Below are 18,094 nucleotides of genomic sequence, written 5' to 3'. Positions count from 1 at the left end.
CGGCAGACAACCCGGTATGCCGTCGCTCCGCCGCCTTGCGATGTACGCACCTGGACACCTCCAACACCACGCTCTAGCCGCGACACACTACTAGAACGACCGGCAGAGCCGAGGCTGTGACCGGCCGGTAGGGTTGCCGCCGTGGGTCGGTTCACGTGGCGGACGGGTGCAGTCGTGGTCGGGGTCGCGCTGGCGGTCCTCGTCGGCATGATCGCGCTCGCGAGCGGCACCGAGCAGCAGCAGCCGGCCACCCGGCCCAAGCCGCCGGCCGCCGCCAAGACCGAGCTCGAGCTCGCGGTGTGGGGCAGCGAGCAGGAGATCGCGGCGTACCAGACGGTCGTCGACGCCTACAACGCCAGCAGCAAGGACACCAGCGTCGCCATCGTCTCCTGGCCGGACGCCGACGCGATGCTCGACGCGATGCGCAGCGACGAGGCGAAGCCCGACCTCTATCTGCTGCCGCGCGGCGAGCTGGCCCAGACGGTCGCGGAGAAGCGCAACGTGCCGCTCCTCGACCTGATCAACGAGCGGGAGATCCCGATCGGCGACGACTTCGCCCGTGACGCCGTGTCGGCGTTCTCGATCGAGGACGACCTGCAGTGCATGCCGTACGCCGCGTCGCCGATGGTCATCTACTACAACACCGACCTCATCGACTTCGAGGCGATGGAGGCCGAGGGCCTGCCGGTGCCCCGGGGCGACCACACGGGCTGGAACTTCGCCGAGTTCCGCGCCGCCGCGGAGTTCGGGAGCCGGCCGCGCCGCAACACCCGCGGCATCTACATCGACCCCACGCTGCGGGGCCTGGCCCCGTTCGTCTACTCCGGCGGCGGCCAGCTGTTCGACAACGACGGCGACCCGGCCAGCCTCGCGCTCGGCGAGGACGGCTCGACCGACGCGCTGCGGCGTACCCTCGAGCTGCTCCGCGACCCGCGGCTGACCCTCAGCTCCCAGCAGCTGGAGCGACGCTCCGCCGTGGAGTGGTTCCAGCGCGGCAAGCTCGCGATGATCGCCGGCTTCCGCTCGATGACCCCCGAGCTGCGGGCGACCGAGGGCCTCAGCTTCGACGTGATGCCGATGCCGTCGCTCGGCTCGCCGCAGACGGTGGCCGACCTCGACGCCATCTGCATCGCGCCCAACGGGCCGGCGCGCACGGACGCGTCGGCCAACGTGCTGAGCTATCTGGTGAGCGACGAGGCGCTGGCGCGGGTGGCCGGCACGGGCTACGTGCAGCCGGCCAAGCTCACGGTCGCCTTCTCCGACGACTTCCTCCAGCCCGGGCGGGCGCCCGAGCACGCGGGCGTGTTCAACGCGGTGATGCGCTCGATCGTGCTGCCGCCGCTGATGAGCCAGGGCAGTGAGCTGCGCGAGCTGGTCGACCCGGACATCGAGACACTGCTGACCACGCCCGACATCGGCGACCTCCAGGAGGCGCTGCGGGCCATCGACGAGAAGTCGCGGACCCTGCTCGACCCCGACTACGAGGAGCCGTCGGACGCGCCGTCGGACGGCTCCTCGCCGTCGGCCACCGACGGCGACTGACGCGTCTTCGCCGAGGTCGCCTCGGCATCGAGGATCGCGCGGGTCAGCGCGGGCGCGGTGAGCCCGATCTGCCAGCTGCGCGCGCCCAATCCGCGGAGCTGGTCGATGACCGCCTCCAGCAGGTCGACCGAGTCACGCGTCCGCGGCGGGGTCCACATCACCCGGCGCAGGCTGTCGGGGGTGAGCAGGTTCTCCAGCGGTACGTCGTGCTCCTCGGCCAGTGCGCTCATGGCGGCCCGCGCGAGCTCGAGCCGGCGGGCGGCGACGGGGTCCTTGTCGGCCCAGGTCCGCGGCGCCGGCGGGCCGTCGCCGTGGGTGGTCCGCGTGGGCAGCGCGTCCTCGGGCAGCTCGGCGGCCTCCTGGATCGCCGCCAGCCACTCGCGGGCGTGGCGTGCGGCACCGCGGCCGTGGAAGCCGGACGTGCCGAGCAGCGCGCCGCGTGTGGTCGGCATCGCGGTCGCCGCGGCGATGATCGCGGTGTCGGGGATCAGCCGTCCCGGCGTGACGTCGCGCTCGCGGGCGATCCGGTCGCGGGTCTCCCACAGGGCCCGCACCGCGGCGAGGGTGCGGCGGCCGCGGACCTTGTGCAGGCCCGACGTACGCCGCCACGCGTCGACCCGCACCACCGGCTCGAACCCGCGGACGTGCTCGAACTCCTGCCGCGCCCAGTCGGCCTTGCCGGCCTCCTCGAGCTGGGCGGCCAGCAGGTCGCGGAGCTCGACCAGCACCTCGACGTCGAGGGCGGCGTACTCCAGCCAGGGCTCGGGCAGCGGGCGGGTCGACCAGTCGACGGCGGAGTGCTCCTTGCGCAGGTGGCGGTCCAGCAGCGTCTCGACGAGGGTCGCGAGCCCGACCCGGGGGTAGTTCAGCAGCCGTCCGGCGAGCTCGGTGTCGAACAGCGCGACCGGCCGCAGCCCGACCTCGGCGAGGCAGGGGAGGTCCTGCGTCGCGGCGTGCAGGATCCACTCCGCGTCGCCGATCGCCTCGGCGAGCGGCGCGAGGTCGCCGAAGGGGATCGGGTCGATCAGGCCGATGCCGGCGCCGTCGCGCTTGACCTGGATGAGGTAGGCGCGGTTGGAGTACCGGTAGCCGGACGCGCGCTCGGCGTCGATCGCCACCGGTCCGGACCCGGCGGCGAGCGCCGCGCAGTAGGCGGCGAGCGCGTCCGGCGTCTCGATGACCGGCGGCAGACCGTCGGAGAGGGTCAGCAACTCGACCGGCTGCTCCTCCTCGGGGGTCGGCTGGGCGCTCGGGGCCTGCGCCATCAACCGGCGCCGCCCCGCTGGCCGCGCCGGGCCGGCATCACCGCGATCCCGTCGGGCACCGGCTCGAGCCCGCCGGCGGTGCACAGCAACTCGCCCCAGGCCTCGGCGTGGGTGGCCAGGTCGCCCGGGTCGACGGGGGTCCAGGACGCCCGGATCTCCAGCTGCGCGCTGCCCGGCTCGTCGGCCATCGACCCGTAGCTCTCGGTCGCCACCCGGGTGACCGTGCCGGAGACGGCGACGTGCTCGGCGCCGTGGGCCGTCAGGGCGTCGGTGAGCCAGGTCCAGCCGACGTCGGTGAGCAGGGGGTCGGTCGCCAGCTCGTGGTCGATCTCGGCGCGGCAGTAGGCCACGCAGCGGAAGGTGCCCTCCCAGGCGTCGTTGCCGGCCGGGTCGTGGAGCAGGACCAGCCGCCCGGTGGCGACCTCGTCGTCGTCCACGGTCACGTCGGCGGAGAGCGCCGCGGCGTACGGCGCGATCCGCTGCGGCGCCGGCATCTCCTCGCAGAACACCTCGGGGCGGAACGCCGCCGCCCGCAGGCCCGCGACCGCACGGGTGAACTCGGGGGGAGTGCCGGCCGCGCCGGACCCCTGGTTCATCTCCTGGCGGGCGACCATGGGCCCACCCTAGGACCCCCGGGCCGGATCGATGTGCGTCCCACGCCGTTGACCTGACACGCTGGGCCCGTGACCACCGGCAGCACCGCACTCCAGGACAGCGCATTCCTCAAGGCCGCCCGCGGGGAGCCCGTGCCCCACACGCCGGTGTGGTTCATGCGGCAGGCCGGACGCTCGCTGCCGGAGTACCTCGAGGTGCGCGAGGGCGTCGCCATGCTCGACTCGTGCATGAACGCGGAGCTGATCACCGAGATCACCCTCCAGCCCGTGCGCCGGTACGGCGTGGACGCCGCCATCTTCTTCTCCGACATCGTGCTGCCGCTGAAGGCCGTCGGCGTGGACCTCGACATCGTCCCGGGCGTCGGGCCGGTCGTCGCCGACCCGGTGCGCACGCTCGAGGACGTCGCGGCGATCCCGTCGCTGACCCCGGAGCAGCTTCCGTACGTGAGCCAGGCGGTCGACGGGCTGGTCGGCGAGCTCGCCGGGATCAACGGGGGCACGCCGCTGATCGGGTTCGCGGGCGCGCCGTTCACCGTGGCGTCGTACCTCGTCGAGGGCGGGCCGTCCAAGGAGCACGCCAAGACGAAGGCGCTGATGTTCGGTGCCCCCGACGTGTGGGACGCGCTGATGCGCAAGATCGCCGACATCTCCGCGGTGTTCCTCGAGACCCAGGTCGCGGCGGGTGCCTCGGCCGTGCAGCTCTTCGACTCCTGGGCCGGGGCGCTCACGCCCGACGACTACGTGCGGTTCGTGCAGCCCCACTCCGCCCGGGTGCTCGCCCGCATCGGCGGGCTCGGGGTGCCGCGCATCCACTTCGGCGTGGGTACGACGAACCTGCTCGACCTCATGGGCGAGGCCGGCGCCGACGTGGTCGGGGTCGACTGGCGCACCCCGCTCGAGCGGGCGATCCCGGTCGTGGGGGACCGGTCGGTGCAGGGCAACCTCGACCCGACGCTCGTGTTCGCGCCGACCGAGGTGATGACCGAGCGGGCTGCGGCGATCATCGAGGCCGGCCGGGCCGCGCGCGGGCACGTGTTCAACCTCGGCCACGGGGTCATCCCCAGCACGGACCCGGACCAGCTGGCGCGGCTGACGGAGTTCGTGCAGTCGTACCCGCTGGACTGACTCGGTCCTGCTGGTGGCTCTCTCGGTCTCGGCCGGAGTGTTCGGCCGGCGGGCGGGAGACGCGCTGTAACACGTCGTTCGCCGCTCTAGCCGCCCCATGCCTGCTGTAGCAGCCGCCTACGAGGCTGCTCGACCGATGTCATGGGGCTGGTAGGTCGGCGAACGACGTGTTACAGCGGGCTGGGCGACCCGCAGCTGAGCCGCAGGCGACCCTGCTCCAGCCCTGCGTCGTGACGGTCAGGAGCCGGCGGCCTTCCTCGTCGTCCTCTTGCTCGCCGTCTTCGCCGCCGTCGTCCTCGTCGCCGTGGCCGTCCGCGTCACCGCCTTCGCCACCGGCTTCGTCACCGGCTTCGTCACCGGCGTCGTCTGCCCCTTGAGCCCGACCTTCACGCCGGAGCCGGATCCGGTGGTGGTCAGGTAGGCCTGGCCCTCGACGAGCGTGGCGAGCTTCGCGGCGCCGTACAGCCGCGGGTCGAAGGAGGAGTCGGCCGAGCGGAGGTACTTGCCGATGGCGCTGAGGTGGGACCAGCCGTCGTCGTCCGAGGTCGCGTTGACGGCCCGGCTGAGCAGGCTCTGCAGGTTGGGCAGCGGGGCGGCCGGCTCCGCGCCCTCCTCGGCACCCTCCTCCGGCCCGCCGACGGCGCCCCTGCCGAGCACCTCGAGGTAGATGAAGGTGTCGCACGCGGCGACCAGCGACTGCGGCGTCTTGCGCAGCCCCAGCCCGTAGACGGTCTTGCCGGACTCCCGCAGCCGGGTCGCCAGCCGGGTGAAGTCGCTGTCGCTCGACACCAGGGCGAACGCCTCCAGGTTGCCGGAGTAGAGCAGGTCCATCGCGTCGATGATCAGCGCCGAGTCCGTCGCGTTCTTGCCCGTCGTGTACGCGAACTGCTGCACCGGGACGATGGCGTGCCGGTTCAGCTCGGCCTTCCAGCCGCCGAGCTGCGGCGTGGTCCAGTCGCCGTAGGCGCGCTTGACCGTGGCCACGCCGTACGTCGCCAGCTCCTCGAGCAGCGCGCTGACGTGCTTGGGCGAGGTGTTGTCGGCGTCGATGAGGACGGCGAGCCGGGTGGTGCTCGGGGTGGTGGTCACGCCCTCATCATGGCCGACCGATCCCCGCCCGCTCAGGAGGCGGCGCTGGCGGTGGACGCCCGGTACTCGCTGGCCCGCGTCGTGAGCGCGGCCTGCAGCTCCCGCACGGGCAGCGGCTGCTGGAGCGCCTTGCGCTGGCGCAGCTGGAGGGTGAGGAAGGTCTGGTCGCCGGCGATGGGGCGGGACTCGATCATGCCGACGCGGTGCAGCGGGTCGCCGAGCACGGAGTAGTCGGGCAGCACGGTGACGCCCACGCCCTCGGCGACCAGCGCCTTGCCCATCTCGGCGCCGTCGGTGCTGTGCGCGGCGGGCGGGACGTCGGGGCCGAAGGCCCGGTGGACGTAGCGGTGCATGACGTAGCCGGCCCGCATCATCACGAACCGCTCCTGGCGCAGCTCCTCGATGGTCACCTGGGGGCGCTCGGTGAGCGCATGCCCCGCAGGGAGTACGGCGACCGGTCGGCCGTGCAGCAGGTCGATCCCGTCGAGGCCGATCGGCGGGTCGTCGCCGTCCAGGACGTTGACCAGGCCCAGGTCGAGGGTCCCTTCCGCGAGCGCCTCGTCGATCTGGGCCTGCTGCATGGTGAGCACCTCGACCGTGGTCCCGGGGTGGCGCTCCTGGAACGACCGGACCGCGGGGACGAGGAGGGTCGAGGTGGCGGCGTGCACGGTGCCGAGCCGGATCACCCGGGTGTCGGTGCGCTGGTCGCCGGCGGCGGTGCGGAGCCGGTCGACGGCGGCGAGCACCTCGGACATGTAGGGGAGCAGCTCGCGGCCCTCCCGGCTGATCCGGGCGCCGGAGCGACGGCGGTCGAGGAGGGTCACCCGGAGCTCGCGCTCGAGCTTGGTCAGCGCCTCGCTGAGGGCCGGCTGGGAGAGGTGGAGCTTCTCGCTGGCGCGGCGCAGCGACCCGTGCTGGGTGACGGCGGTGAGGTACTCCAGCTGTTCGATGCGCATGGGTGCTGCCTTTCACATCCATCGGTGACGCCGTGGGTCGGAGTCCTTGTCCGCGAATTAAAGTCAAGTAAGTCTGTAGACAAACAATAACACGCGGGGTGCGCACAGATCGACCGAGGAGAGGAATCCATTTCCGATGACCGCAGATCTCACGACCCCGGCCGCAACGGCATCCGGCGCGCCCGGCGGCTGGACCGAGCACCCGACCACTCCCGAGGGCTGGCTCGAGCGCGCCCGTCAGGTGGCCACCACGCTCGCGGCCGACGCCGTCGAGCGCGACCGGGCGCTCGCCGTACCCGCTGCCGAGATCCGGCTGCTCAAGGACTCCGGCCTGGTCACCCTGCTCGGCCCGGGCGAGCACGGCGGCGCCGGCCAGGACTGGACCACCGCGCTGCGGGTGGTCCGCGCGGTGAGCGCCGGCGACGGCTCGATCGGCCAGCTGCTCGGCTACCACTACCTCTGGTTCTGGGCGGTGCGCCTGGTCGGCACGCCCGAGCAGATCGCGGCGGTCGAGGAGCAGGCCACCAGGGAGCAGTGGTTCTTCGGCGGCGCCGTCAACCCCCGTGACGCCGACCTGGTCATCGTCGACGAGGGCGACGAGCTGGTGTTCCGGGGCGAGAAGTCGTTCTCCACCGGCGGCCGGATCTCCGACGTCACCGTGCTCGAGGGCGTCATCGAGGGGACCGACAAGCACGTCTTCGCGATCGTCCCGACCGACCAGCCGGCGATCCGGTTCAAGGGGACTGGGACGCCCTCGGCCAGCGGCTGACCGAGAGTGGCGGCGTGGTGATCGACGGCGTGCGGGTGCCGTGGGCGGCCGCGGCGGGCTACGTGCGGACCGACGCCGGCTGGGAGTTCCGGCCGCGGGTCTACAACACGCTCAACGTGCCGCTGATCCAGATCATCTTCGCCAACCTCTACCTCGGCATCGCCGAGGGTGCGCTCGCCACCGCGGCGACGTACACGCGGGAGAGGACGCGGCCCTGGCCCTACACGCCGGACCTCAAGGAGTCCGCGACCCAGGAGTTCCACGTCCTCGAGACCTATGGCGACCTCCGCGCCAAGCTGTGGGCCGCCGAGGCGCTGACCGAGCGGGCCGTCACGCTGATCGAGGCCATCAACGCCCACGCCGACACGGTCACGCCGGAGGAGCGCGGCGAGGCGGAGGTCGTCATCGCCGCCGCCAAGCAGGTCGCCATCGACGTCGGGCTCGAGGTCGGCACCCGCGTGTACGACGTGACGGGCGCTCGCGCGACCGCCAGCTCGGTCGGGCTCGACATCTTCTGGCGCAACATCCGCACGCACAGCCTCCACGACCCGGTCGCGCACAAGCGCGCGGAGGTCGGTCGCCACGCGCTGCTCGGCGAGCTGCCCGAGCCGAGCTGGTACACGTGAGGAGGCGGGGATGAGCATCACCGACACCCGCCCCCTGCTCGAGGAGCTCCGGGCGGCGTATGGACCGCTCCTCGCCGAGATCGGCGCCGGCGCGCTGCAGCGCGAGCTCGACGACGTCCTGCCCGACCAGGAGGTGCGCCGGCTCAAGGAGGCCGGCTTCGGGGCGCTGCGCGTCCCGACCCAGTACGGCGGCCGCGAGGTCTCGATACCCGGGCTCACGCAGCTCTGGATCGACCTCGCGGCCGCAGACAGCAATCTGCCGCAGGCCCTGCGCGGGCACGCCGCGCTGGTCGAGGACCGGCTCTGGCAGCACGCGCAGGGCCGGGACCAGCGGGTGTGGTTCGACCGGTTCGCCGCGGGCGAGATCGCCGGGAACGCGTGGTCGGAGGTGGGGCCGACCACGATCGACACCCAGCGCACGATGCTGACCGGGCAGCAGGACGGCAGCTACCTGCTGAGCGGCAGCAAGTTCTACGCCACGGGCACGATCTACGCCGAGTGGGCCGACGTCTACGCCCGCATCGACGGCCCTGGCGCCGAGCCGCAGTTCGCGATCGCGCTGGTCGACACCCGCGACCCGGAGGTCACCGTGACCGACGACTGGGACGGCTTCGGGCAGCGCGGCTCCGGCAGCGGTACGACGACCTTCGACGCCGCGCCGGTGCCGGCCGAGAACGTGCTGCCGTTCGGCGAGCGGTTCCCCTACCAGACCGCGCTCTACCAGCTGAACCTGCTCGCCGTGCTGGCCGGGATCGGCCGCGCCGCGCTCGACGACTTCGTCGGCCACGTGCAGCAGCGCGACCGCAACTACTCCCACGCCAACGCCGCCCGGGTGCGGGACGACCCGCAGGTGCTGGCGCGGATCGGGGAGGCCTCGGCCGCGGTGTACGCCGCCGAGGCGGCGACCCTGCGGGTGGCGGACGCCGTCCAGCGGGTGGCCGACCTGGCGCCGTACGCGGCGGGGGTGCCGGACCGGGTGGCGGCGGCCAACGAGGCGGCCGAGATCGAGTCCTCGCAGGCGCAGGTGGTCGTCACCGAGCTCGTGCTCGGGCTCACCACGAGCCTGTTCGACACGCTCGGCGCCTCGGGCACCGCGCTCGCCAAGGGGCTGGACCGGCACTGGCGCAACGCCCGCACGGTGGCGTCGCACAACCCGCGGATCCTCAAGGCCCGCGTGGTCGGCGGTCATCTCGTCAACGGGACGCCGCCGCCGTACGCCTGGGCGATCGGGCGCACCGAGCGCTGATCGCCCGATCGGCGGCCGCACGGTGCAAGGTCCTGCCTGTCGCGGGGTCGTCGGTTCCACGGGGCCGGCGACCCCGTTCGCTCTTGCAGCGTGCGCTCCGTCCATTAATGTCTATCGAACTACTTGACTTATCTCACGGAGTGCAGCCATGACCGAGATCCTCGACCGCGAAGCCTTCGCGCAGCCGCTCAAGTTCGCCTACTGGGTCCCCAACGTCAGCGGGGGCCTGGTGGTCAGCAAGATCGAGCAGCGCACCGACTGGAGCTACGACTACAACGTCCGGCTCGCCCGCCTCGCCGAGAACAACGGCTTCGAGTACGCCCTCTCCCAGGTGCGCTACATCGCGTCGTACGGCGCCGCCTACCAGCACGAGTCGACCAGCTTCAGCCTCGCGCTGCTGCTCGCCACCGAGCGGCTCAAGGTGATCGCCGCCGTGCACCCGGGGCTGTGGCAGCCGGGCGTGCTCGCCAAGCTGGTCGCCACCGCCGACCAGATCTCTGGCGGCCGGGCGGCGATCAACGTCGTCAGCGGCTGGTTCAAGGACGAGTTCACCAAGCTCGGCGAGCCGTGGCTCGAGCACGGCGAGCGGTACCGCCGCGCCGAGGAGTTCATCCGCTACGTCCGCGAGATCTGGACCTCGGAGCACGCTGAGTTCAACGGCGACTTCTACAACCTGCACGACTTCGACCTCAAGCCCAAGCCGCTCGCCTCCGAGGGCCGGCCGCACCCGGAGATCTTCCAGGGCGGCAACTCCACCGACGCCCGCGGCATGGCCGGCCGGGTCTCCGACTGGTACTTCGCCAACGGCAACACCCCGACGGCATCGCCGAGCAGATCCGCGACGTCACCGACGTCGCCACCGTGCACGGCCGGACGGTGCGCTTCGGTGTCAACGGCTTCCTGATCGCCCGCGACACCGAGGCGGAGGCGCGCGACGTGCTGCGCGAGATCGTGGACAAGGCCGACCGCGAGGCGGTCGAGGGCTTCGGCGCCGCGGTCAAGCAGGCCGGCCAGAGCACCGGTGACAAGAAGGGGATGTGGCAGGACTCCGAGTTCGCCGACCTGGTGCAGTACAACGACGGCTTCCGCACCGGCCTGATCGGCACGCCCGAGCAGATCGCCACCCGGATGATCGAGTACAAGAAGCGCGGCGTGAACCTGCTCCTGCTCGGCTTCCTGCACTACCTCGAGGACGTCGAGTACTTCGGCCGCGAGGTGCTCCCGCTGGTCCGCGAGCTCGAGGCCGCGGAGTTGGAGCGGGTCTGATGACCGTCGCCGCACCGCCCCGCCATGTGCACACGGCCGCGTCGGCGATCGCGGCGGCCGCCGAGCTGGCGGACCGCTTCGCCGAGGAGTCGGCCCTCCGCGACCGCGAGCGGATCCTCCCGGTCGCCGAGGTCGACGCGTTGTCGGCGTCCGGGCTGCTGGCGATCACCGTGCCGGAGGAGTACGGCGGGCCGGGGCTCGGCGCCGCCGTCCTCACCGAGGTGGTGCGGCTGGTCGCGACCGGCGACCCGAGCATCGCGCAGATCCCGCACAGCCACTTCGTCTACGTCAACGCGCTGGTCGAGCAGGGCACCGAGGAGCAGAGGCGGTTCCTGCTCGGCGAGGTCGTCGCCGGCAGGAGGTTCGGCAACGCGCAGTCGGAGATCGGGAGCCGGCACGTGCGGGAGCACGCGACCACGCTGCGGCCCGACCCCGCCGCTCCCGGCGGCTGGGTGCTCGACGGCGAGAAGGGCTACGCGACCGGCGCGCTGCTGGCGCACTGGGTGCCGGTGCTGGCGCACCTCGGCGAGGGCGGACCGCTGTCCGTGGCCTGGGTGGAGCGCGACGCTCCCGGGCTCACCGTGATCGACGACTGGGACGGGCTCGGGCAGCGCACGACCGCCAGCGGGACCGTCCGGCTCGAGGGAGTGCGGGTCGCGGCGGACCGGGTGACGCCGTACCACCTGACCTTCGAGCGGCCGCAGGTGTACGGCGCCTTCGCGCAGCTGCTGCACGCCGCGATCGACGCGGGCATCGCCCGGGCTGCGGTGCGGGATGCCGCCGCGTTCGTGTCCACGAGCAGCCGGCCCTATCCCGACGCGCTCGCGCTCTACGACACCTCCGGCGCCGCCGACGACCCGCTCGTCGTGCAGGCCTTCGGCGAGGTCGAGCTGCAGGTGCGGGCCGCCGAGGCACTGCTGGCCGAGGCGGGCCGCGCCGTCGACCGGGCCCGCGCCGACCTCACCGCGGCCACCGCGGCCGAGGCGAGCCTCGCGGTCGCCGCCGCCCGGGCCTCGACGACCGCCGCCTCGCTGGAGGCGTCCAGCCGGCTGTTCGAGGTGTCCGGCACCCGCTCCGCGCTGCGCGGTCTCGACCTCGACCGGCACTGGCGCAACGCCCGTACCCACACCCTGCACGACCCCGCCGCGTGGAAGGTGCACCACCTCGGTCGCTTCGCGATCGACGGCACCCCGCCGCCCAACCACGGCCAAGTCTGATGGGCCGAGCGTGTCGCAGACGCCGCTCGCCGCACGGACCTCGCTCCGCTCGGCCAGCGGGCTTCGCACCGTGCCGCTTCGCGGCCGTGCGCCACGCTGCCGGCCGAGTTCCTCCGCTCCGCGCTCGATGAAGGAAGCCTCATGTCCCTCAAGTTCCACTGGTTCCTGCCCACCAACGGCGGCGACGGCCGCCACGTCGTCGGCGGCGGTCACGGCGTCAACCCCGGCCAGGCGGGCCGTCCCGCCGACGTCGCCTATCTCACCCAGGTGGCGCGCGCGGCCGAGGACAACGGCTTCGAGGCGGCGCTGACGCCCACCGGCGCGTGGTGCGAGGACGCCTGGCTGACCACCGCGATGCTCAGCCAGACCAGCGATCGGCTGAAGTTCCTGGTCGCGTTCCGGCCGGGCATCGTCGCGCCGTACCTCGCCGCCCAGATGGCCGGCACCTTCCAGAACCTCACCGGAGGCCGGCTGCTGCTCAACGTCGTGACCGGCGGGGAGAGCCACGAGCAGCGGATGTTCGGCGACTTCCTCGACAAGGAGGAGCGGTACGAGCGGTGCGGCGAGTTCCTCGAGATCGTGCGCCGGCTCTGGGCCGGCGAGACCGTCGACTTCGCCGGGAAGCACCTCTCGGTCGAGGCGGCGCGGCTCGACCAGATCCCCGACCCCGTCCCGGACATCTACTTCGGCGGCTCCTCGCCGGCCGCCGGCCGGGTCGCCGCCGACCACGCCGACGTCTACCTCACCTGGGGCGAGCCGCCGCAGGCCGTCGCCGAGAAGATCGCGTGGATCCGCTCGCTCGTGGCCGGGGCCGGTCGCGGCGCGGACCACCGGCCGATCCGGTTCGGCATCCGGATGCACGTGATCACCCGCGACACCTCCGCGGAGGCGTGGGCGGAGGCCGACCGGCTGCTGGCCGGCATCGACCCGGCCGCGATCCGGTCGGTGCAGGAGGGACTGCGTCGCAGCGAGTCCGAGGGACAGCGGCGGATGCTGGACCTGCACAGCGGCAGCACCGACGACCTGCAGATCTACCCGAACGTCTGGGCCGGCGTCGGCCTGGTCCGCGGCGGTGCCGGCACCGCCCTCGTCGGCAGCCACGAGGAGGTCGCCGACCGGATCGCCGAGTACGCCGCGCTCGGCCTCGACGAGTTCGTGCTCTCCGCCTACCCGCACCTCGAGGGCGCCTACTGGTTCGGCGAGGGCGTGCTGCCGATCCTCGCCGAGCGCGGCCTGTGGAAGCACGCCGGCCCCGAGCGCCGGGTCAGCGCCTCGGTGCCGTTCGGCGCGGTCGGGCGGTGAGCACTGCGGTCGTCGTCGGCGTGACCTGACGGGCCTTGCTTCCGGGGCCTGTGGATGACGCCCGCGGGGAATCGCGGGGTCCGGCAGGGTGGCGGGATGCCGTCCGCGGAGCACGAGACGCCGATCGCCCTGGTGCAGCGCGACCCGGAGGTGGTGGCGTGGCTGCTGTCCGAGGTCGCGGGCGTGCCGCTGCCGGCGCATGCCTCGGTGCGGCCCCATCCGACCGAGGCGCGGATCACGGTGCCGAGCACCTACCACGCCGATGCGGTCCTGGTGCTGTGCGACGAGGCGGACCGGCCGGTGCTGGCGGTGGTCCTCGAGGTGCAGCGCGCGTGGGATCCCGGGAAGCTCCGTTCCTGGCGGATCTACCTGGCCCACGTCGAGATGGAGCTCGAGGTCTCCGCGGCGCTCCTGCTCTACATCCCGCGCCGCCCCCTGGCGGAGCGCCATCCGGCGGTGGCCGTCCTGGGCGCCCTGGCCCATGGCTCCGAGGCCGAGATCGACGACGTGTTCCCGGCGCTGGCCGCCGCTCTGGACTCGCTTGGGGAGACCGACCGGATTTCGTACTATGACATCGTGCTCGCCGGGCTCCCGGCGGGTGCTCGTTCTCGTTGGGAGGACTTCATGACCGCGACGACGCAGCGCTGGTACAGCGAGAAGTTCCGCAAGATGGAGGCGGACGCGCTCGCCGCGGGCGCCGCCCAGGGCAAGTCCCAGGACGTGCTGCTCGTGCTGGCGGCCCGAGAGATCACGGTTCCCGCCGACGTCCGGGACAAGGTGCTGGCGACGACCGATACCGACCTGCTCGAGCGCTGGCTCCGGCGGGCGGCGACCGCCGCGACCCTCGACGAGGTCTTCGCCTCCTGAGCCGGGCCGCCGCGGGTCAGGGGCCGGCCGGTGTCGCCGGGGGCGTGACGCCGCGCCGGCGGCGCCGGACGACGACCCACACCGGCGTGGCCAGGAGGGCGAGGAGCACGAGCCAGGGGAGCAGGAACCCGACGACGAGGAGCACGGCGCCGAACCCGTCGACGAAGGCGTCCCAGCCCCGGGCGAGCCCGCCGAGGAAGCCGTCGGCGGTGTCCTCCTCGGACGACTCGTCCTTCTCGGCCGGCTGCTCGATGTAGACGGTGACCGTCGACAGGCTGGTCTGGTCGGCGAGCCAGCGCTGGCGGGACTCGAGGGCGTCGAGGTCGGCCTGGCGGCTGGCGAGCTGGGCCTCGATCGCGACGATCTGCTCGATGCTCTCGGCGCGGGCGAGGAGCGCCTCGATCCGGCCCACGCTCTTGCGCTGCGCCCGGATCCGGGCGTCGACGTCGACCACCTCGGCGGTGACGTCCTGGCCGTTGGTGGTCGTGCCCGTCGGCGTCGCGACCTCCTCCAGCGCCGCCACCAGGTCGTCGAAGCGATCGCTCGGCACCCGGAGCACCAGCCGCGCGGTGCTCAGCTCGCCCTTCTCGCCGGTCGTGGTCTCCTGCTCGCCGACGGTGCCCTGGTACTGGTCCACCAGCTTGCGGACCCCCAGCCGCGCCTTGCCGACGTCCTCGGCCTCCAGGGAGACGGTGCCCGTGGAGATGACGGCGGGCTGCTGGGCCGCTGCGTTCTTCCCGGCGTCCCTGCCTCCGGCGTCGTCGGCCGGCGCTCCGGCCGGCGCCTCGGCCGCCGCGTCGGCGTCCTGCACGGCCGAGCGCTCGCCCGCCTGCTCGGTCATCTCCAGGTCGGCGGTCGCGGGCCGTGAGTCGCCGCCGGAGGCGGAGCGGTCGGAGCTGCTGCAGCCGGCGAGGGCCACGACCGTGGCGAGGCCGGCGAGGACGAGTGCGGTACGTCGGGGTCCGGGTGTCGTGTGCATGGCACTCCGACGCCGCGCTCCGCCTACCGGTTCCCCGCTGCCGGTTCCCACGGCGCGGCGGAGGTCAGGAGACCAGTGCGGCGGGCGCCTTCCAGGTGTTGCAGGCCTTGACCCGGGCGTGGGTGCGGCCACGGGTGATCCAGTACTGCTGGCTGGTCGTGCTGCCGTGGTTCGCCACCGCGATGGTGCTCCAGCCGAAGTCTGCCGCCTCGGCGGGCGTCAGCCCGACGCTGGCCGCCTCGGCCTGCAGGAACAGGTTGCCCAGGCAGCTGGCCTGCAGCTCGAGACGGCGCTCGAGGGTGGCCCTCTTGGCAGCCCCCGCGCGGATCGAGGAGCGATGCCACGCGCCGAGCACACCGGAGAGGTGCTGGATGTGATGGCCGTACTCATGGGCGAGGGTGTGCAGCGCGGCGAGCCTGATGTTGCGCTGGGCGACCGGGTTGCCGGGCCATGCGGCCCACAGTTGGGTGATCTCGTCGGCGTACATGAAGACGGTGCCGCGCTTCGCGCTGCAGTAGAAGGACAGCCCGGTGTAGGCGCCGCACTTGCTCTTCTTGGACACGCCCGTCCAGACCACCAGCTTCGGCGCGTGGAACCGCTTCTTGGCGCTCTTGACGACCTTCTTCCAATCGCGCTTCAAGCACGGCGCGAGCGCCTGGTAGTAGGCGGTGACGTTCGCCGTCGTGTCCAGGGGGATGGTCGGGATCGCGCAGCCGTGGCCCTTGATCTTCTTGGCGTGGTAGATCGAGGCGTGCTTCAGGACGCGCGCATCGCCGGCGGTGGCCGGGGGCGCCGACGTGCCGACCAGCGCGACGATCAGCGCCGTGAGGCAGACCAGGACCGAGAGTCTCCGTGCTCGCACGAGCCGACGCTGCCCGCCGCGCGGTGGCGCCAAACCCGGGCCTACAACAGCCCCTGTGCCTTGAGGGCGAGGTAGTGGTCGGCCAGGGCGGGCGGCAGCTCGCCGGCGTCGGCGTCGACGACGTCCACGCCGAGGCGGACCAGCATGTCGCGGGTGCGGGCGCGGCGGTGCAGCTCGTGGGAGGCCGCCGCGGCGGCGTAGACGTCGTCGGCGGTGGGCACGAGATCGTCGGACACGGAGGCGGTCCGGTTCAGCTCCGGGTCGCGTACCGAGGCGATCACCACGCGGTGGTGGCGGGTGAGGACGGGCAGCACGGGCAGCAGGCCGTCGGCGACGGCGGAGGGCTCCAGCGCCGTCAGGAGGACGACGAGGGCGCGCTGCCGCCCGAAGCCCTGGACCGCGCCGGCGAGCAGGTCCCAGTCGGCCTCGACCAGGACCGGGTCCAGCTCGGCCATCTGCTCCTGCAGCCGGGCGGCGACGTCGCGGGTGCCGTGCAGTCGCTGGCGGGCCCGGACCCGACGGTCGCCGGCGACGAAGTCGACCCGGTCGCCGGCGCGCGAGGCCAGCGCCGCGAGCAGCAGTGCGGAGTCCATCGCGGCGTCGAGTCGCGGCATCCCGTCGGTCTCCGACTCTCCGACAGTGCGCGCGACCCGCCCGGCCGACGTACGCGAGGTGTCGAGGACCAGGACGACGCGGCGGTCCCGCTCCGGCTGCCAGGTGCGGACCACGACGTGCGGGCTGCGGGCGGAGGCGCGCCAGTCGATGGACCGGACGTCGTCGCCGCGGACGTACTCCCGCAGCGAGTCGAACTCGGTGCCCTGCCCGCGCACGCGGACCGCCGCCCGGCCGTCGAGGTCGCGCAGCCGGGCGAGCCGGGACGGCAGGTGCTTGCGGGACTCGAACGGCGGCAGCGCCCGCACCGAGCCGGGCACGTCATAGGTCCGCTGCCGCGCGACCAGCCCGAGCGGTCCCCAGGACCGGACGGTGACGCCGTCGCCGCGCAGGTCGCCACGCCGGCGCGGGAGCAGCGGCGTGGTCAGCCGGCGCCGGTCGCCGGGAGCGAGCCGGAGCCGGAAGCGGTTGTCGTGGGCGCCGGCGGAGGGCTGCCAGGCGTCGCGGACCTGCAGATGGAGGGGCCGGCCGCTGCCGGCCACGACCAGCTCGGACGTGGCCGGGTCGCCCAGCCGCACCGACCCGGGCGGCCGCCGGCTCAGCGAGGCGAGGGCGGGCGAGGGTGCCAGCAGCCGGTCGAGCCCGACCAGCAGGAGCACGCCGAGCAGCCAGAGCCAGACCGTGCCCGCCTGCGGGCGCAGCGCGACCGCCACCACCCCCAGGAGGAGCAGCAGCGGGACCCGGCCGGAGATGACCATCAGGAGACCCTCAGCGCGGCACCGGGACGGACGCGATCGCGGAGGCCAGCACCTGCGCGACGTCCACCCCCTCGAGCTCGGCCTCGGGCCGGACACCGAGCCGGTGGGCCAGGGACGCCTGGGCCAGCGCCTTCACGTCGTCGGGCGTCACGAAGTCGCGCCCCGACAGCCAGGCCCAGGCGCGGGCCGCGCGCAGCAGCGCCGTCGCACCGCGCGGGCTCACCCCCAGCGACAGCGAGGGGGACTGCCGGGTCGCCCGCGCGATGTCGACGATGTACGACGCCACCTCGGGCGAGACCTGCACCTTCGTGACCGCCGCCTGGCCGGCCTCCAGGTCCGCGGACCCGGCGACGGCCCGCACCCCGGCGCCGGCGACGTCGCGGGGGTCGAAGCCCTCGGCGTGCCGGGTGAGGATGGTGATCTCGTCCTCGCGCGGCGGGACGGGCAGGACCACCTTCAGCAGGAACCGGTCCAGCTGGGCCTCCGGCAGCGGGTAGGTGCCCTCGAACTCGACCGGGTTCTGCGTCGCGGCGACCAGGAACGGCCGCGGCAGCGGCCGGGTCACGCCGTCGGCGGACACCTGGCCCTCCTCCATCGCCTCCAGCAGCGCCGACTGGGTCTTCGGGGGCGTGCGGTTGATCTCGTCGGCGAGCAGCAGGTTGGTGAAGATCGGCCCCTCGCGGAAGCTGAGCTCGCCGCCGCCGGCGGAGTCGATCACCAGCGAGCCGGTGATGTCGCCCGGCATCAGGTCCGGCGTGAACTGCACCCGCCGGGTCTGCACCTCCAGGCTCTGCGCGAGGGTCCGCACCAGCAGCGTCTTCGCCGTGCCGGGCACACCCTCCATCAGCACGTGGCCCCCGCACAGCAGCGCGACCAGCAGCCCGGACACGGCGGCGTCCTGGCCGACCACGGCCTTGGCCACCTCCTGGCGTACGGCGAGCAGCCGCTCGCGCACGGCGTGCTCGTCCCCGCGGGTCGGGGGTGGCGGTGGCATCTGGG

16 protein-coding genes and 1 pseudogene are annotated in these 18,094 nt (G+C 73.3%); 9 read left to right on the top strand and 8 right to left on the bottom strand.

The window, feature by feature from the left end; all coding sequences use genetic code 11:
• Window positions 1-141: 141 nt before the first annotated feature.
• Window positions 142-1,542 (top strand): extracellular solute-binding protein, encoded by a 1,401-nt coding sequence (locus FIV44_RS07275; protein WP_141003860.1) that lies wholly within the window; start codon window positions 142-144, stop codon window positions 1,540-1,542.
• On the opposite strand, the gene FIV44_RS07270 is transcribed toward FIV44_RS07275, so the two are convergent.
• Window positions 1,479-2,807, bottom strand: coding sequence for an HRDC domain-containing protein (locus FIV44_RS07270; RefSeq protein ID WP_141003859.1), 1,329 nt, complete (start codon window positions 2,805-2,807; stop codon window positions 1,479-1,481). The two genes, FIV44_RS07275 and FIV44_RS07270, sit on opposite strands and share 64 nt — an antisense overlap.
• Window positions 2,807-3,421 carry a DUF3000 domain-containing protein gene (locus FIV44_RS07265; protein ID WP_141003858.1) on the bottom strand — a complete coding sequence of 205 codons (615 nt, stop codon included), beginning with the start codon at window positions 3,419-3,421 and terminating at the stop codon, window positions 2,807-2,809. The genes FIV44_RS07270 and FIV44_RS07265 overlap by 1 nt, the downstream gene beginning before the upstream one ends.
• 69 nt (window positions 3,422-3,490) lie before the next feature.
• On the opposite strand from FIV44_RS07265, the gene hemE reads away from it, so the two are divergent.
• Window positions 3,491-4,546: a uroporphyrinogen decarboxylase gene (hemE, locus tag FIV44_RS07260; RefSeq protein WP_141003857.1), complete on the top strand. Its 1,056-nt coding sequence runs from the start codon at window positions 3,491-3,493 to the stop codon at window positions 4,544-4,546.
• 237 nt (window positions 4,547-4,783) lie between these two features.
• Here the strand turns inward: hemE and FIV44_RS07255 are convergent, their stop codons facing one another.
• Both FIV44_RS07255 and FIV44_RS07250 read right to left on the bottom strand, forming a co-directional pair.
• Window positions 4,784-5,635: an NYN domain-containing protein gene (locus FIV44_RS07255; protein ID WP_141003856.1), complete on the bottom strand. Its 852-nt coding sequence runs from the start codon at window positions 5,633-5,635 to the stop codon at window positions 4,784-4,786.
• A 32-nt stretch (window positions 5,636-5,667) separates the two neighbouring features.
• Window positions 5,668-6,591 (bottom strand): LysR family transcriptional regulator, encoded by a 924-nt coding sequence (locus FIV44_RS07250; RefSeq protein WP_141003855.1) that lies wholly within the window; start codon window positions 6,589-6,591, stop codon window positions 5,668-5,670.
• Window positions 6,592-6,727: 136 nt separating this feature from the next.
• Between FIV44_RS07250 and FIV44_RS31185 the strand changes: the two genes are divergently transcribed.
• From FIV44_RS31185 to FIV44_RS07220, 7 genes and pseudogenes are all read left to right on the top strand, one after another.
• The gene (locus FIV44_RS31185) at window positions 6,728-7,360 is read left to right on the top strand and encodes an acyl-CoA dehydrogenase family protein (protein ID WP_219996334.1); all 633 of its coding nucleotides are present in this window, start codon (window positions 6,728-6,730) and stop codon (window positions 7,358-7,360) included.
• Window positions 7,361-7,374: 14 nt separating this feature from the next.
• Window positions 7,375-7,986, top strand: a complete 612-nt coding sequence (locus FIV44_RS31180) for an acyl-CoA dehydrogenase family protein (protein WP_219996333.1) — start codon at window positions 7,375-7,377, stop codon at window positions 7,984-7,986.
• A gap of 10 nt (window positions 7,987-7,996) precedes the next feature.
• Window positions 7,997-9,232 carry an acyl-CoA dehydrogenase family protein gene (locus FIV44_RS07240; protein ID WP_141003854.1) on the top strand — a complete coding sequence of 412 codons (1,236 nt, stop codon included), beginning with the start codon at window positions 7,997-7,999 and terminating at the stop codon, window positions 9,230-9,232.
• Between the two features lie 148 nt (window positions 9,233-9,380).
• Window positions 9,381-10,498, top strand: a pseudogene (gene sfnG / locus FIV44_RS07235) (dimethylsulfone monooxygenase SfnG).
• Window positions 10,498-11,715 (top strand): SfnB family sulfur acquisition oxidoreductase, encoded by a 1,218-nt coding sequence (locus tag FIV44_RS07230; RefSeq protein ID WP_141003853.1) that lies wholly within the window; start codon window positions 10,498-10,500, stop codon window positions 11,713-11,715. The pseudogene sfnG and the gene FIV44_RS07230 overlap by 1 nt, the downstream one beginning before the upstream one ends.
• 141 nt (window positions 11,716-11,856) lie before the next feature.
• Window positions 11,857-13,017, top strand: a complete 1,161-nt coding sequence (locus tag FIV44_RS07225) for an LLM class flavin-dependent oxidoreductase (RefSeq protein WP_141003852.1) — start codon at window positions 11,857-11,859, stop codon at window positions 13,015-13,017.
• Window positions 13,018-13,113: 96 nt separating this feature from the next.
• Window positions 13,114-13,884: a hypothetical protein gene (locus FIV44_RS07220; RefSeq protein ID WP_141003851.1), complete on the top strand. Its 771-nt coding sequence runs from the start codon at window positions 13,114-13,116 to the stop codon at window positions 13,882-13,884.
• Between the two features lie 16 nt (window positions 13,885-13,900).
• Here the strand turns inward: FIV44_RS07220 and FIV44_RS07215 are convergent, their stop codons facing one another.
• The 4 genes from FIV44_RS07215 to FIV44_RS07200 all read right to left on the bottom strand — a co-directional run bounded on the left by FIV44_RS07215 (window position 13,901) and on the right by FIV44_RS07200 (window position 18,089).
• Window positions 13,901-14,863: a DUF4349 domain-containing protein gene (locus tag FIV44_RS07215; protein WP_141003850.1), complete on the bottom strand. Its 963-nt coding sequence runs from the start codon at window positions 14,861-14,863 to the stop codon at window positions 13,901-13,903.
• Window positions 14,864-14,927: 64 nt separating this feature from the next.
• Window positions 14,928-15,725 carry a neutral zinc metallopeptidase gene (locus FIV44_RS07210; RefSeq protein WP_181411033.1) on the bottom strand — a complete coding sequence of 266 codons (798 nt, stop codon included), beginning with the start codon at window positions 15,723-15,725 and terminating at the stop codon, window positions 14,928-14,930.
• 41 nt (window positions 15,726-15,766) lie between these two features.
• Window positions 15,767-17,095, bottom strand: a complete 1,329-nt coding sequence (locus FIV44_RS07205) for a DUF58 domain-containing protein (protein WP_141003848.1) — start codon at window positions 17,093-17,095, stop codon at window positions 15,767-15,769.
• A gap of 10 nt (window positions 17,096-17,105) precedes the next feature.
• On the bottom strand, window positions 17,106-18,089 hold the full coding sequence (locus tag FIV44_RS07200; RefSeq protein WP_425465168.1) for an AAA family ATPase: 984 nt from the start codon (window positions 18,087-18,089) through the stop codon (window positions 17,106-17,108).
• Window positions 18,090-18,094: the final 5 nt, after the last annotated feature.

This window comes from Nocardioides humi, assembly GCF_006494775.1.
In the GTDB taxonomy this organism is placed as follows: Bacteria; Actinomycetota; Actinomycetes; order Propionibacteriales; family Nocardioidaceae; genus Nocardioides; species Nocardioides humi.
The sequence above is the reverse complement of the archived record's forward strand: the minus strand, read 5'-3'. Positions and strand labels throughout refer to the sequence as shown.